The sequence below is a fragment of the Photobacterium sp. NCIMB 13483 genome (assembly GCF_003025475.1).
Taxonomy (GTDB): Bacteria; Pseudomonadota; Gammaproteobacteria; order Enterobacterales; family Vibrionaceae; genus Photobacterium; species Photobacterium piscicola.
The window spans coordinates 47,175-62,990 of sequence record NZ_PYLV01000002.1; the positions used below are offsets into that span (position 1 = coordinate 47,175).

Genomic DNA, 15,816 nt, shown 5'->3' on the forward strand with positions numbered 1-15,816 from the left:
AGAGGAATATTATGAGCGATTTGTTGATAGCAAGCAGACTTGAGCAATATCGTCAGCGTCAATATGATGCTTTTATGCAGCAACCGATGCCGATGGTTGAAGATCGTATCGCTGCCCTAAAAAAAGTAAAACAATTAATCATTCAGCATCAAGCTCAGATTTGCGAAGCGATTACGGCTGATTTTGGTTGTCGCTCTGCAAGTGAAACCGCATTATTAGAAATATTTACGTCTTTAGCATCGATAAACAATGCAATTAAACATGTAAAGACGTGGATGAAGCCTCAGCGTCGACATACTTATTTATGGTTCAAACCCGCAATAAACAGTGTTATTCCACAACCTTTAGGGGTTGTCGGCATTATTGTTCCTTGGAATTATCCGCTTTTTTTGACTATTGCACCGATGGTTGCCGCACTCGCTGCAGGTAATCGTGTGATGGTTAAAATGTCAGAAAATTCTCAACATCTATGTCAGCTATTACAACAATTATTTGCGGCTGATTTTAGTAATGATCATATTTGTATTGTTGCAGAAGAAGGGCAAACAGGGATTGCTTTTTCACAATTAAAATTTGATCACCTTATTTTTACGGGTTCAACGACCACAGGTAAGGCTGTTATGGCAGCAGCTGCTACTAATTTAGTGCCTGTGACGTTAGAACTTGGTGGTAAATCGCCGGTTATTTTGGTCGATGATTATGATGTGAAGATAGCATTATCTCGTATTCTGGGTGGTAAGGTTTATAACAGCGGTCAAACCTGTGTTGCTCCTGATTATATGTTGATCCCACAAGCATTAGAAGGTGAGGTAATTCGTCAAGCTCAAGCTATTATGGCACAGCGGTTTACCGATATTTCCCACTCTGACTATACCTCGATTATTGATGACGCTTCTTTTTGTCGTTTATGTGATACCGCTCAAGACGCGATTGAGCTGGGGGCAACGGTGGTGAATTTGATCCCTCAGTCAGAGCCCAATTCACAACAACGTAAATTTCCGTTACAGCTTGTTTGTCAACCAACAGACGCGATGGTAGTGATGCAGCGTGAAATCTTCGGGCCATTATTGCCAATAGTGACTTATCAAACACTTCAACAAGCCTTGGACTATATTAATGCGCGAGAGCGACCATTAGCGCTGTATTTATTCAGTAATGATAAAGCGGTACAGCAGCAAGTATTAAACCAAACGCGTTCAGGTGGGGTTGCAATCAATGATGTTATGTTACATGTCGCGCAGGATGATTTACCTTTTGGTGGCATAGGCCATAGCGGTATGGGACATTATCACGGTCGAGAAGGGTTTGAACAGCTATCAAAAATGCGTCCAGTAATGCATCAAGCAGCGATAAGTTCAACTAAATATCTCTATGCACCTTATGGAAAAATCGGTAAACGGTTAATTAACTTTATTATAAATAGAAAGCTATCTCGATATGAATGAGCAAATAACAATAATGTATGTCGGATTTTGGCCTCGAGTATTAGCTAGCTTGGTTGATACTGCTATTGTCGCTTTGATTACAGCGCCACTTATGTATCTCGCGTATGGTGAAATGCACCCATCTACCGATAGTTTTGCTATTGGACCGATGGATATAATGATCAATTATTTATTACCGTTTGTGGGGGTGATTTTATTTTGGATTTATAAATCAGCCACACCAGGGAAAATGGTCATTAAAGCGCAGATAGTTGATGCTAACACTGGTAACAAACCCAGTGTGAAACAATCGGTGATACGTTATTTAGGCTATTTTGTGTCAACTATTCCCTTGGGATTGGGTTTGATGTGGGTTGGCTGGGATAAGAGAAAGCAAGGCTGGCATGATAAATTAGCCAATACTGTTGTGGTTAACTCATTATAATAGAACAATAAAACTATCGATGTCATACAAGAAAGCCCCTGCTGATAATATCAACAGGGGCTTTCTTTATTCTCAATACAGTAAGAATTACTTCTTAGTGTAAGCTGAGATGATCACCATTTGCACACCGTCAGCACGACCTTGGATGTGAAGTGGGTTATCAGTCAAGCTGATGTTACGTACTGGCGTACCACGTTTGATAACCATGCTTGAACCTTTAACTGGTAGATCTTTAATGATAGTTACGCTATCACCAGCTTGAAGGATTGCACCGTTCGCATCACGAGTAGGGATTGAAGCTTGTTCTTCTTCAACAAGACCTTTTTCAGCCCATTCTTTAACGTCATCTTCTAAGTACATCATGTCAACGAGATCCATTGCCCAATCAGTTTTAGTTGAAAGACGCTTAAGCTGGCGATATACCATAACTTGAACAGCAGGAACCTGACTCCACATGGTGTCGTTTAGACAACGCCAATGGTTTTCGTCAGTAGTTTCTGGATTTTCAAGCTGACCACGGCAAGTATCACAAAGTAGTACACAGCAACCCGCGCTCTTGTCTTCAGAAGCAGGAACAGCGTATACCGCTAGATTGTTTTCAGAAGAACATAGCTCACATTTTGATTCACTACGCGTTTTTAATGCTTGTTCGATAGTCATGGGAATTGTCCATTGATTTATTGTGCCAATATTATGCCGTTCTATTGTACAGAAGAAAAGCAAACATGTCCCTGATCACGAAATTTATAGTACAACAGACTGTTTAATATCCAGTGTGCTTTGTTTCATTAACCGAATTGGTTGGTTGTTGTTTCATATTTAACAATATAGATACAGAGAATATAAATAAGATAGTGTCGCAACTTATATAATATGTGAGGTAATGTTCTTTACAGTTACATGAAAAAATGAAGCTTATCGCAGTGCGCTTGTTTCGATCTTTGCCTGCAACATGTTAAGAGTAAACTATCGCGATTACTATTAAGTTTAAGGGAAAAGGATGTTCCAGTATAAATACAGTGTTTTGATGTTAGCGATTGCTGCAAGTATAAGCACGCCAGTATGTGCATCATCAGACACAATAGTTTCACCTTACGTCGTTGGTGGTAGTGATGTTGATACTAATACTCCAGTTAGTGAAAATTTTATGGCATCACTCCGCAATAATAAAGATGGAGAAACCCCTTTTTGTGGCGCGACGATTATCAATGATCAGTGGGTATTAACGGCGGCCCATTGCGTGGTAAAAGGAAGTGGTGAAAGCGCGATAGTAATGGCTCCTTCAGATATTACTATTACGGCAGGATTAATTGATAATAGCTATCCACAAAAAAAACATATATTTTCAGCTACGCATGTGGTGATACACCCCGCTTATAGTCCAGTAGCAGTGATAAAAGAGACAACAGTTAATGATCAAGTGATTACTGAGATTGTTAGTTCGGCATTGGATAACGATGTTGCTCTAATTCGGGTAAATCGTAAGTTTGTTGATTTAGGTAAGGTTGCATTATCGACCTTATCGCAAACACAGTTGATTGAGGAACAGCTAAAACAAGAATGGGAACAAGCCAATAATCCTATTCCTACAGACCACCGTCCTGAAAATATTACCGTTTTAGGGTGGGGAGCAACGACAATAGAGGGAAGTAAGCCATCAAAAACACTTAAACAGGCTAAGTTGAGTTTCTTCCCTATTAATCTTTGTTATGAGCGTATTGAGTCTAATGATAACCCGGGCTTAATTATTGATAGCCCAGCAAATATTACTAAATTATGTACATTACCACCTGTAGTTATTGCCGAGCTTACTGGTGCCGATGCTTGTAATGGTGACAGCGGAGGTCCTATTTTTGCTATTGATAGTGAGGGCAATCAGTTACAGGTAGGTATTGTCAGTGGCGGTACTACAGGTAATCCTGTTTGTGGTTCAATGACTAGACCAGGTTTCTATGCTCGTGTAGGAAACTATACTGATTGGATTGTTGAAAACAGTAGTAAAGTGCCGACATATCCTATAACACCTCCTGATTTTCTTAATGATAAATACGGCGATCAAGATGGTGGTGACACAGGCGGCGGTGACACAGGTGGTGGTGATACAGGTGGCGGTGACACAGGTGGCGGTGACACCGGTGGTGGTGACACAGGTGGTGGTGACACAGGAGGCGGTGACACAGGAGGCGGTGACACAGGAGGCGGTGACACAGGAGGCGGTGACACAGGTGGTGATGGGTGCAATGACAGCATTTCAGCGAATAATTGTAATATAGGCAAAGATAGTGATGGTGGCGGTAGTTTCGGTTTTATAGGCTTATTATTACTTTGTTCAAGTGCGTTTTTTAGACGTTTAAGAAAGTAAGCAGAGGATTGTAACCGAGTCAAGTGAGTGTTGATGAGGTTCTAATTGTAGATTGAGACGTTATTGATGTGGAAAGTGGCTTTTTAGCTACTTTCCATTTTTTTTATAATTTAAACAATATATTGCTTTTTTCAATATTAAATTTTTATAGTGCAGGCTCTCATTTCTCAAAAGAGTACAAAGATACTTTTGTGGTTATTGTTGACTTGAAAAAATCGTCCAAATCGTATGTATAACTTACATTTTTTTAACAATCAAAGCGTTTTAAATAATAAATAAAGTAAAAATAAGTTTTATCTATTTAGTTATTAAATTTATCAATATTGAGTTTTTAAATATTTTAACTTTAATATCAATGCGTTATATTTTTATTTTTTTTTTGGTAATATATTTTCGATCAATAATATAATGTTTTATTATTTTATCCACTAAAATGCATTTATCCACAGAAGCTGTGCATAACTCTGTGGGAAATTCGCTAAAGCTAGATTTGGTGCAGCCTCTGGTAAAGTCAACAGATAGTTAATTGAATTTTGTTAATAACTATAAATTTATTGATTTAGTTCAATGATCAAACAGAAAGCGTATTTTATGTATTTGGCATTCAAATAAAGTTTAATATTTAAAATATAAAACGAAGGAAAAAAATTATTCTGAGTGGAATGTTGAATATTTGTTTCTAATTAGGAAGGGAATTATTTGCTTATAGGATTTTGTTTCATAGTATAAAAAAACCTATACCATAGAAGAATTTAGAAGCAAAATAGTGTGATCTGTGCTTTGAAATGGCGGATATTTTTTTATTTTAGGCGATGAAATAATTATATTGAGCGGCTATCCATTATTGATGCAGTTATTGGTAATGGCTTCATTCCTTTACAATAGAGTCAGGTATGTCACTCTCAATTGTTCAACGTACTATTGCTGGATTTACTCTAATGCTGGTACTTATTCTCCTCCTTGGAGGCATAAGTTATGGTAATACCGATAGAATCCATAGCCGATTACAACATGTTACTGAAGTATCAACACCTATGGTTATTTCAGCAAGCCAATTATTGGCAAGTTTGCGAGAAAATCAATTGAAGGTAATTGACTATCAAACGACCACCAATATTGGGGTGTTGGCTATAAAAAAGGCTGATGTTCAAAAAGCAGAACATGACTTTAGATTACTAGAGCAGCAAGCACAGCATTATGCGGTTGACTCAAGAGCAAAATCTGAATTAGCAACGGCATTAATAGCTGCTAATGCTTTTTTTACTTCATCAAATACTGCTATTGAACGTTATGATCAATGGCTAGCGGTTAAACGCCAACATCAACGTTTAAATCTTGAATTTATTCACCTTGAAGATACTTACCAATCAGCAGCTAACCTTCTTATTCAAAGTGCCAGTCATAAACGTTCATTGCGAAATCGTGTCGAATTAATTACTAGTGGTATTAGCCGAGATTTAAAAAATGTTCGTCGAGCGACGCCTCAAACTGATCTTAAAACATTATCGGCGGTGCTCACAAAAGATATTGAGATGGCGACACAGGGTATTGCAAGGATTGATATTGCTGAGGATGTTAAGGCACGTTATAGCAAAAATCTAAATCGTGTTTATGCGCTTACATTAGGGGCGAATAGCATGTTAGAGGTGATGGCTAAGCAACATTTATTAGCTTCACAGTTAGCCGTTTTAAATGAAAAATCAAACCAACAGGTAACAGCGACTCAACAGGCATTAACCGTATATATGGAATATGCACAAGCCAACGCTAAAGCAAGCCAACAAGCGGCGGATGAAGCGGCAAATCAAGCCATTCTAAGTATTATTATTGCCGCACTGGTATCAACGATGATTGCTGCTGTTATCGCGATCACTACTGCAAAACGTATTCACACACCGTTGGTGAGAATTAATTCAGTTCTAAAGAAAATGACTGAAGGGGATATGACACAACGTACAAATTATCATTCTGGATGTGAGTTTGGTGCGTTATCGCGATCGATTGATCAATTATCTATCAGCATGGCCGATATTTTAACTCAGATTCATATTGGCTCTGCGCATTTGGTATCAGAAGCGAACAAAACTGCGACGACGAGCGAAAAAGCGATGAATAGAGTTGAAGACCAAAAATCGCGCACGGATCAAGTTGCAGCGGCTATTTCAGAGTTGGAAGTGAGTGCAAAAGAAATATCACGTTCATCAGAACAAACCGTGGCTGAAGTCGATGAGGTGAATCAAGCGGCACAACAAGGACGAGAATTAGTCTTAACGAGCCGAACGATTACCGAACAACTTGCAGTAGAAATGACGGAAGCTGTTGCTATTACTCAAAAATTATCTGAATTCTCTAACAATATTGGCAGTATATTAGGTGTCATTCGTAGTATTGCTGAACAAACCAATTTATTAGCACTTAATGCCGCGATAGAAGCAGCAAGAGCCGGTGAACAAGGTCGTGGTTTTGCTGTTGTTGCTGATGAAGTACGGGCCTTAGCTAATCGAACGCAGCAGTCAACAGAAGAAATTCAACGAATGATAACTAATTTGCAGCAAAATGCGTTGCAGGTGTCACAGGTTATGACGCGTTCACAAATACAAACTGAACAATGTGTAGAGCAAGCTCGTTCAACGGATGTTGCTTTACAGACAATCGTTGATCGTATGCATCTTATTTTAGATATGGCGATACAAGTTGCTCATGCAACGGAAGAACAGATCTCAGTGAGCCAAGATGTTTCTGAGCATATTAATGGTATCGCGGCTGTCGCATATAACGCAGAAAATGAAGCGAGAGAATCTGCGCAAAGCAGCGAAGCATTATCGCAACTGGCTGCTCAACAACGTCAATTGATTGAACGCTTTAAGGTCTAATTATGCAAAACTCACATATTGTTCAACGTACACGCTCAGCATCTAATAGCATCATCAAAATGGTATGCGGTGGAGTGTTATTAATCCCAAGTTTAGTTTTGGCGAATACACAATCAATCAGCGGTCAGGTTATTATTGATTCCTGGCGTAACGATAATGCTATTTGGGATAAAACAATCATTCCAGCGTTTAATCAGCATTACCCTAATATTAAAGTGACATACCGATCACCAGTCGATCCATCAACATTTAATCAACAGCTAGATAAAGATCTTGCGCAAGGAACTGCGGGTGATCTTATTGCTTGTCGTCCATTTGATGGATCATTGGCACTCTTTCAGCAAGGGCATTTTAGTGATATTACTGAAATGCAAGGCATGGAGAATTTTCCCAGCTTTGCGTTAGGCCCATGGCAAACAGATTCAGGTGCTCAAACATTTTGCTTACCTATGGCATCGGTTATTCATGGATTTTTTTACAATAAAACTATTTTTTCAGAATTAAAACTTCAGGTGCCAGCAACGACTGTTGAATTTAAACATGTACTTGAAAAAATCAAACAAAGCCAACGTTATACACCTATTGCTTTAGGCACCAAAGACAAATGGGAAGCCGCAACGATGGGGTTTCAGAATATAGGTCCTAATTATTGGCAGGGTGAAGATGGGCGCTTAGGCTTAATTCAAGCACAAGCACGTTTCTCTGATAGCCCATATCTGAACACTTATCGCGCTTTAGCCAATTGGACACCGTATTTAGGCAGTAATTATCAGCAACGCAGTTATGCTGAAGCTATTGAGTTGTTTAAAAACGGTCAGGCTGCAATTTATCCAACAGGTTCGTGGGATATATCTACTTTTGCTAACAGTGTCGATTTTGGTGTTTTTCCACCTCCAGTCGTTAACAAAGGAGATGAATGCTATATCAGTGATCATACCGATTTGGGGATGGGACTAAACACTAAATCAGAGCAAAATGCAGCAGCAACGGCATTTCTACAATGGATGACAACCGCTGAGTTCGCAGAATTATTAACAAATGGTATTCCTGGGTTTTTCTCGTTATCTAATCACTTTTTCGATGTTAACCATCCTATTGCCAATGAAATGATGATGTGGCGTAACAATTGTGATTCTACCATTCGTAATTCAGCTCAAATTTTATCGCGTGGCAAACCCGATTTTGAATTGCAATTATGGGAAACCAGTGTGGGAGTACTAAATGGCACCATGACCCCAGAAGAAGCGGTAATGACGGTACAAATGGGTTTAAATAGTTGGTATCAACCACAACGTGAAGCGAAGACCTTAGCTGAAATGTGCCAAGCACTAACACTACCCATAACGGTTTCCCCACCAGTGGTTAATAATTCGTTGTAGTTAGGATGGGCTTAATTGAGTCAACAATCACTTATTTGAATTGGCTAACTATACGGAGAATAACGTGATTGTTGATGCATGGTTGATATATACAGGTTAAGCATATTACTATGCTGATGTTTTTCTTTTGGATGATTTATTGTGTCAAAAATATTAGTTGTTGATGATGATGTACAGTTGTGTGAATTACTGACTGAAGTGCTAGAAGATGAAGGTCATGATGTCAGTTGTGTTCATTGTGGTGAGTCAGCAATTGAGTATCTACAAAATAAAGGCGTCGACTTAGTACTATTGGATGTGATGTTGCCTAATCTTGATGGAATGCAAGTTGCGCGTCGTATTTGTCAGCGGTTTGCGACCCCTATTTTGATGTTAACCGCATTAGGTGATGAAGCAACCATGCTTGATGGTTTACAAGCAGGGGCAGATCATTTCATTACGAAACCGTTTAAAGTACCTGAATTATTGACGCGTATTAGTGCTATTTTACGGCGTGTAGGGCTTGAACGTCAGCGTCATAATATTCGCTCTGGTGAAGAAAATATGGCAGCAGAAATGTCACGTTTACCATTAACTAGCACAGAAGCGGAATTATTAGAGTATTTAATCAAGCATGATGGGATTGTGGTATCAAAGGCCGAATTACAAAAACAAGTGCTTAAAAAAGAATTAAGTCCATTTGACCGTAATCTTGATATGCATATAAGTAATATACGCCGTAAAATTGTATTAGCGGGTATGTCTAAGTTACATATTAAGACCGTGCGTGGCCGAGGTTATAGTTATACCGAAAGTGTTAACCAGTAAATTAAAGGATCATTAAGTGGAAAGCCTTTCCCAGCGTAAAACGTGGTATAAACCGCATCAACAACATGGCTTGGTTGTACGACTTTTTTCGTATTTTACGGTGAGTTTATTATTAATATTACTGTTGCAAAATTTAGCTGAAATTGCCTTAGTTAAAACAATGCTGCACGTACCAATGAAAGTGCAGCAAAATATACGAGTAATGGCAGAGCAAGCCCAGCAGTTAATTGATACAGGTAATAAACAACAACTGGGTCAATGGGAAAAGCAACAACCTTATTACTTATTTGTGTTAGATAAAGATCAACATGAAATGGGGGATAGAAAAATGCACCCTCATTTTGCTTTCAAACTGACTTATGCCCGTGGAATTAATGCTATTTTAGATTCTCGTGTTAATCAGCCTATATTTGCTATCCCTCTAAAAGATGGCAATCAGCTAATGGTGCAATTACCGTATCAATTACATCCTGCCAAATATTTTTCATTTTATTTTGGATTAATTCAGGTCGTGATTGCCGCATTAATTCTTTTGATGTTTTCATTTCTTATTGCTCGTTATTTACAGCGTCCATTAAATACTTTGCGAGAGGCGAGCCGTAGCCTTGCGAGTGGTGATTTTTCTGTAAGGGTAGCCAATACAGTGAGTGATAGCACCATTGAATTTAAATCACTTGCTGCTGATTTTGATGAAATGGCCGAAAAGATTCAGATGCTATCAGAACGTCAACGCCGCCTAATTCGTGATGTATCACATGAACTACGTACTCCATTAGCTCGGCATAACTTATCATTACATTTAATGAGAAAACGGGTTGCGTCTGAACATCAACATCTTGTTGATAGATTAGAGCGTGAAGCTGAAGAGATGAATCAATTGGTCAATGAAATTTTAGAATTTAATCAGCTTCAAAATACCACCGATAATGTGCACTTGATTCCAATTGATGTTGAGAGTTTATGTTTAACCACTGTGCCCGATATTGAGGCTCTATTAGGGGCACAACAGATATTAACTATTGGTATTGATAATGATATACCGATGGTACGAGGTGACAGTCGGTTGATAGTTCGAGTTATCAGTAACTTATTAGGAAATGCGATTAAATATGCGGGGAAAAATGCGCATATTAGTCTTAATTTAGCGCTGGTGGATATCGAAGGGCTGCAATTTGTACAATTGAGTGTCGAAGATGATGGTCATGGTATAGCACCACAACATCTTAAACGGATCTTTGATCCATTTACTCGTATTGAAGGTGCTCGAGATAAACAATCAGGAGGTTATGGGCTCGGTTTAGCGATTGTTAAAGAAGCAATGACGGTAATGAATGGAACCGTGAAGGCGAAGAATCGTCATCCTCATGGCTTGATAATTCAATTGTTATTACCAGTAATGAATAAATAAGAATATCATTTGAATAATTATTACTTATTGAATGTAAAGATAAAATTTATAGTTTAGTTTTTGTAGATTGGTTATATAGTTATTAATCTATTTTGTCGATTAAGTGATTAATTAATGCACTGCTTTTTAAAAAAGAATAGATAATGATTATTTTTGTGTTTTTATGATGTGTATTTTTCATTAACAACACAAAATATTTTGATACATGATATTGATTTAAATCAAGGTATTTGTTTTTTTTGTGATTTAGCTATTTTGATTATTCTGCATAGGTATATATTGCTGGCGGAAGTTTTCAAAAGAGTAATATCATGATTAATAAGAAATATATAAAAAAAGCAATTGTGAGTGCAGTAGCATTAGGTATCGTTGGCTATGGTGTAATTGTATACGCTGTGCATAAAGAAGATGTCACTTTAGCGAATAAACGCTTAGATGCTTTATCATTACATAATATTGATGATCTATCCGCACAAGCGATGCGATTATTAGCTGAAAAAGGCTGTGCAGATTGCCATACGATCAATAGCCCATTGCCTTTTTATGCTAAATTGCCAGGTGTGAAACAAACGATGCAAGCAGATATTGATAAAGCTAATCAATCGTTTGAACTTGCTCCTGTTGTACAGGCAGTTGAGCAACATCAAGCAGTAAATCAAGTCGCGCTTGCTAAATTAGAGTTTGTTCTTAACAATAACTCAATGCCAATTCCTAAATATTTAGCTATACACTGGCCATCAGCATACCTCAACAGTGCTGATCGACAGTTGCTGTTAGATTGGATCAAGCATCAACGTCAACAATATTATCCAAACCCAACTGCAGCACCACAGTTTAAGAATTTGGCTATTCAACCAATTCATACCGTATTTAAAACAGATCCAGCGAAAGTTGCATTAGGGTTATCGCTTTACAATAACATCCACTTATCAGCTAATAATAAGTATGCATGTTCAAGTTGCCATTCTATCCATACTGGTGGTACCGATAACTTACCAACCAGTTTAGGTATTAATAATCTTAATGATCCTATGAATGCGCCAACCGTTTATGATTCTGCATTTAATATGAGTCAGTTCTGGAATGGTCGTGCCGCAGATTTGGCTGCTCAAGCGGCTGGCCCTATTTTTAATCCCGTTGAAATGGGATCAAAAAATTGGGGCAATATTATAGCTAAACTTAAGCAAGATCCTCAGTTAGTTAAATTATTTGATGCCTCGTATAAAGACGGTATGACAGGGGCAAATATCACCAATGCGATTGCTGAGTATGAGAAAACATTGATCACGCCTAATAGCCGTTTTGACCAATACTTAGAAGGTAATTTAAGTGCATTATCACCTGAAGAAATTGAAGGTTTTAAATTATTCTTAAAAACAGGCTGTCAAACTTGTCACGTAGGTCAAAGTATGGGCGGGCAATCATACGAGAAAATGGGTGTTTATAGTAGCTTCTTTGGTAACCTTAAGGGTAAGCATATTGAGGGTGATAAAGGGCGCTATTTAGTTACTCATAATGAAAAGCAAATGCATTATTTTAAAGTGCCTAATTTACGTAATATAGCAATAACTGGGCCTTATTTCTCTGGTGGTCGCGCAGCGACATTATCTGAAGCGGTTAATGCAATGGCGAAGTATCAGTGTAATACTGATTTTACACCAAAAGACACCAAAGCGATGGTTGCTTATCTGAAAACGTTAACAGGTGAGTATCAGGGTAAAATGTTAACTAACCTTAATTGCCATGATGTGAATGGTCAGCAAGTGTGTAATAGCGCGAAAGATCAAGTTTGGAAACAAGTGACAGGACGTAAATTGCCTACCGAAATGCCGCTTAACTAAAATTAATATTGATTGATAATAGCCGCCACGTTATATGGCGGCTTTTTTGCTTTCGGACTTAAAATATTAGGCTTTTACGCCACCATAAATATCAAAAAACAGAAAAAACAGTGGACAGCCATATTCTTGCACATCAGTAATGAGTGACTACACTTAAGCTTCAAGTTGCTTATGGTGAAACGAATGACAATTTCAAGACGAAAATTGATAGAACCTCAAATTACTCCTTTTTATCATGTAATTAATCGCTGTGTGCGTCGTGCTTATCTGTGTGGGGATGATCCGTATAACGGTAAAAACTATCAACATCGTCGTGGTTGGATAGTAAATAAAATCAAACAATTAGCAGCTGTATTTTGTATTGATATTTGTGCTTATGCCGTTATGAGTAACCATTATCATTTAGTGCTAAAAATAGATATTGAGCAGCAACAAAAATTAACCCCAGAAGAAGTAATATCACGTTGGTTACAGTTATTTAGCGGCCATCCTATCGCGGTTGATTTTTTAAAAGATGGGCAAATAGCCGCAGATAAACAACAAGCATTATCAAATTTAGTGGCTGAATGGCAACAACGATTAGGCAGTATTAGTTGGTTTATGCGTTGTCTTAATGAAGAAATCGCGCGAAAAGCCAATAAAGAAGATCAATGCAAAGGTGCATTTTGGGAAGGACGTTTTAAATCTCAAGCGTTGTTAGACGAACAGGCATTATTATCTTGCATGATGTACGTAGATTTAAACCCGATCAGGGCTGGCGTTACACCGTCATTAGAACAATCAGATTTTACCTCTATTCAGCAACGTATTCGTGAACATCACCAAACGAAAACATCGACACAACAATCATCATCAGATATCTCTCGTTTTCAATTATTACCTTTTGTTGGTGGTGAACATCAAGCTAAAAAAGTGGGTGTTAATGTCACTTTTGCCGATTATCTTGAGCTTATTGATTGGACGGGTCGATTTATTCGAAATGATAAAAAAGGGTTTATTGCACCCAACCAACCAAGAATTTTGCAGAAAATGGGTATAACATCAGATGCTTGGCTTGAGCATAGTGAACAATTTATGGAACATTATGCCAACGTGAGTGGTAAATGGTCTCAAATGTGTGCCTTCAAACAACGCGTTGGTGGGCAGTGGTGCAAGGGAAAATCAGCAAGCCACCAGTTACATCCAAGTTAGATGTGTTTATCTTTATTAGATAATGATACCGCGATCACAGCCAGGATTGTGGGTGTTGTCGATCCTGTTTTAAATTATTGTCGAGTATTTCTCATTTTAAAATATTAACTTCAAGTATTATTTTAAATAAATTGTGTTTAATTATTGTTATATAGAGGAGGTGAATAATGACGACTAATAACATTAAAAATATAGTGTTTGATATTGGAAATGTAGTTGTACGTTGGAATCCACTTGAAATTATTAAGCTAACTTTTGGTGAAATAGAATACCCAGAACAATTAACAAAAACTATTTTTCATAGTGAGTTATGGGCAGCGCTGAATAAAGGCGAATTGACTGAATCAGAAGCTAAAATAAGATATCAAGAGCAGCTTAAGTATTCTAAAGAGGATATTGAACGGTTATTTTATTATATAAAGCAAAGTCAAATTCTTTTATTTGGCTCTGTTGAGTTGATTAATAGGGTAAAACTAGCTGGCTACAATATTTATGCTTTGACTGATAATGTTGTTGAAATTGTTGATTATCTTAAAAAACAATATGATTTTTGGCCAATGTTTGATGGTGCGATTGTGTCTGCTGAAGTGGGATGCTTAAAGCCGCAGGTAGCAATATTTCATTGTTTACTTAATAAATATAATCTTCAGGCATCTGAATCTGTATTTATTGATGATATGTCACCTAATGTTGAAGGTGCTAGAACATTAGGTTTTTCTGCTATTCAATTTAAAGATTCAATACAATGTGAGTGCGAATTAAAATCGTTGGGGGTTTCTTTTTAGTCAACTGAAGTTTATATCAGAATAAAAAGATTTGGCTGTCCAATGAGAAAAGTACGAGATTATCAATAGTTAAACGAGAGGTTAGCGTTGATTTTTAGGTGCTAATTTATATGGCTGTCCACTATAGTCTACTTTTTAGTCAACTGAGGTTTATATCAGAATAAAAAGATTTGGCTGTCCAATGAGAAAAGTACGAGATTATCAATAGTTAAACGAGAGGTTAGCGTTGATTTTTAGGTGCTAATTTATATGGCTGTCCACTATATCCACTATAGTCATCTCTATAGTATAGTGATGTAGCGACATGGATGTAATTAACGATAGGGAGCACGGATGAAAAAAGGTTTTGATATTATTGGTGCTCCCTTTAACCAATTAGGGTGTGTAACGACGGATAAAAATACGGTTGATGGTCTTCGTGAAATGGATGAGGGTTCATGGGTCGGGCTTACTGATTGGATTCAAGTCAGAACACAACGTTGGGCCTCAGATATCATCGATATTGGTGATGTTGCGGTAACGTCTGATGTTAAACATTTCATTGATCATGGCGATAAAGACAACGCATTATTGAATTATACAAATAGTCTGAAATCAACGTTGTTAAAGAGTTATCAGAATAACCGCATTCCAATTACAATTGGTGGCGATCATTCGATTGCGGTTGGAACATTACAAGCAACGATGGAATTTTACCAAAAAGGGAAAGGTAAAAAGGTTGCTGTTGTTTGGGTTGATGCACATGCTGATATCAATAATAGCTTAGACAGTAATTTGCATGGAAAACCGCTGGCATTATTAATGAATCAATACCCATATAATGAATGGAATATGCCTGCTGATATTGCAATTAATCCTCAGGATGTTTATTACATTGGTATTAGAGATGTTATGCGAAATGAGTTCGATTTAATAAATGAATTGAATATTACTAATTATGATATGGCATTTATTGAGGAACATGGATTTAATAATGTTATAAAAAGCTTAATGACAACATTGGAACAAGACTACGACCATATTTATTTATCATTTGATTATGATGCGTTAGATGGTTGCATATTTCGAGCCTGTGCAACTCCAAATGTAGGTGGTTTAAGCGCGAGAGAAGCATTGCGTCTTGTTTATAGTCTTGCTTCTAGCCCTAAATTTATTGGTGCTGATTTTGTTGAGTATATGCCAGAGCTTGATGATAATGGAATATCTAAAGAATTAATGGTAAAGCTTATTGATGCTGTATGGGGATTTCGATCGTAATAGATTCAATAAATAAAACCGATATGGTTAATCGGTTTTAAATT

Annotated in this window: 12 protein-coding genes; 11 read left to right on the plus strand and 1 reads right to left on the minus strand. The window is 37.5% G+C overall.

Features of this window, described 5'->3' with window-relative positions; all coding sequences use genetic code 11:
• Positions 1-11 precede the first annotated feature (11 nt).
• Together C9I86_RS02080 and C9I86_RS02085 are read left to right on the plus strand one after the other, a co-directional pair.
• Positions 12-1,445 (plus strand): coniferyl aldehyde dehydrogenase, encoded by a 1,434-nt coding sequence (locus tag C9I86_RS02080; protein ID WP_107275475.1) that lies wholly within the window; start codon positions 12-14, stop codon positions 1,443-1,445.
• Positions 1,438-1,869 (plus strand): RDD family protein, encoded by a 432-nt coding sequence (locus tag C9I86_RS02085; RefSeq protein WP_107275476.1) that lies wholly within the window; start codon positions 1,438-1,440, stop codon positions 1,867-1,869. The genes C9I86_RS02080 and C9I86_RS02085 overlap by 8 nt, the downstream gene beginning before the upstream one ends.
• An 87-nt stretch (positions 1,870-1,956) precedes the next feature.
• Here C9I86_RS02085 and C9I86_RS02090 read toward each other — a convergent pair whose 3' ends face one another.
• Complete coding sequence (locus tag C9I86_RS02090) at positions 1,957-2,529, minus strand: alkylphosphonate utilization protein (protein ID WP_065176687.1); 573 nt, start codon at positions 2,527-2,529, stop codon at positions 1,957-1,959.
• Positions 2,530-2,869: 340 nt separating this feature from the next.
• Between C9I86_RS02090 and C9I86_RS02095 the strand changes: the two genes are divergently transcribed.
• The 9 genes from C9I86_RS02095 to C9I86_RS02135 all read left to right on the plus strand — a co-directional run bounded on the left by C9I86_RS02095 (position 2,870) and on the right by C9I86_RS02135 (position 15,772).
• Complete coding sequence (locus tag C9I86_RS02095; RefSeq protein ID WP_107275477.1) at positions 2,870-4,231, plus strand: trypsin-like serine protease; 1,362 nt, start codon at positions 2,870-2,872, stop codon at positions 4,229-4,231.
• A gap of 893 nt (positions 4,232-5,124) precedes the next feature.
• Entirely contained in the window at positions 5,125-7,104 is a 1,980-nt protein-coding gene (locus C9I86_RS02100) for a methyl-accepting chemotaxis protein (protein WP_080155873.1), read from the plus strand.
• Positions 7,105-7,163: 59 nt separating this feature from the next.
• Positions 7,164-8,483, plus strand: coding sequence for an ABC transporter substrate-binding protein (locus C9I86_RS02105; RefSeq protein ID WP_107275672.1), 1,320 nt, complete (start codon positions 7,164-7,166; stop codon positions 8,481-8,483).
• Between the two features lie 141 nt (positions 8,484-8,624).
• Entirely contained in the window at positions 8,625-9,290 is a 666-nt protein-coding gene (locus C9I86_RS02110) for a response regulator transcription factor (protein ID WP_107275478.1), read from the plus strand.
• Positions 9,291-9,306: 16 nt separating this feature from the next.
• On the plus strand, positions 9,307-10,698 hold the full coding sequence (locus C9I86_RS02115; RefSeq protein ID WP_107275479.1) for a sensor histidine kinase: 1,392 nt from the start codon (positions 9,307-9,309) through the stop codon (positions 10,696-10,698).
• A gap of 311 nt (positions 10,699-11,009) precedes the next feature.
• Positions 11,010-12,539, plus strand: a complete 1,530-nt coding sequence (locus C9I86_RS02120; RefSeq protein WP_107275480.1) for a cytochrome c peroxidase — start codon at positions 11,010-11,012, stop codon at positions 12,537-12,539.
• A gap of 183 nt (positions 12,540-12,722) precedes the next feature.
• Entirely contained in the window at positions 12,723-13,730 is a 1,008-nt protein-coding gene (locus tag C9I86_RS02125) for a transposase (RefSeq protein WP_080155877.1), read from the plus strand.
• A gap of 167 nt (positions 13,731-13,897) precedes the next feature.
• Positions 13,898-14,515: an HAD family phosphatase gene (locus tag C9I86_RS02130; RefSeq protein WP_080155878.1), complete on the plus strand. Its 618-nt coding sequence runs from the start codon at positions 13,898-13,900 to the stop codon at positions 14,513-14,515.
• 333 nt (positions 14,516-14,848) lie between these two features.
• Entirely contained in the window at positions 14,849-15,772 is a 924-nt protein-coding gene (locus tag C9I86_RS02135; protein ID WP_107275481.1) for an arginase family protein, read from the plus strand.
• Positions 15,773-15,816 lie beyond the last annotated feature (44 nt).

Excerpts from the sequence above, each read along its gene's own strand:
- C9I86_RS02080 (WP_107275475.1), top strand. The coding sequence starts at position 12 with ATGAGCGATTTGTTGATAGCAAGCAGACTTGAGCAATATCGTCAGCGT.
- C9I86_RS02085 (WP_107275476.1), top strand. The coding sequence starts at position 1,438 with ATGAATGAGCAAATAACAATAATGTATGTCGGATTTTGGCCTCGAGTA.
- C9I86_RS02090 (WP_065176687.1), bottom strand. The coding sequence starts at position 2,529 with ATGACTATCGAACAAGCATTAAAAACGCGTAGTGAATCAAAATGTGAG.
- C9I86_RS02095 (WP_107275477.1), top strand. The coding sequence starts at position 2,870 with ATGTTCCAGTATAAATACAGTGTTTTGATGTTAGCGATTGCTGCAAGT.
- C9I86_RS02100 (WP_080155873.1), top strand. The coding sequence starts at position 5,125 with ATGTCACTCTCAATTGTTCAACGTACTATTGCTGGATTTACTCTAATG.
- C9I86_RS02105 (WP_107275672.1), top strand. The coding sequence starts at position 7,164 with ATGGTATGCGGTGGAGTGTTATTAATCCCAAGTTTAGTTTTGGCGAAT.
- C9I86_RS02120 (WP_107275480.1), top strand. The coding sequence starts at position 11,010 with ATGATTAATAAGAAATATATAAAAAAAGCAATTGTGAGTGCAGTAGCA.
- C9I86_RS02125 (WP_080155877.1), top strand. The coding sequence starts at position 12,723 with ATGACAATTTCAAGACGAAAATTGATAGAACCTCAAATTACTCCTTTT.
- C9I86_RS02130 (WP_080155878.1), top strand. The coding sequence starts at position 13,898 with ATGACGACTAATAACATTAAAAATATAGTGTTTGATATTGGAAATGTA.
- C9I86_RS02135 (WP_107275481.1), top strand. The coding sequence starts at position 14,849 with ATGAAAAAAGGTTTTGATATTATTGGTGCTCCCTTTAACCAATTAGGG.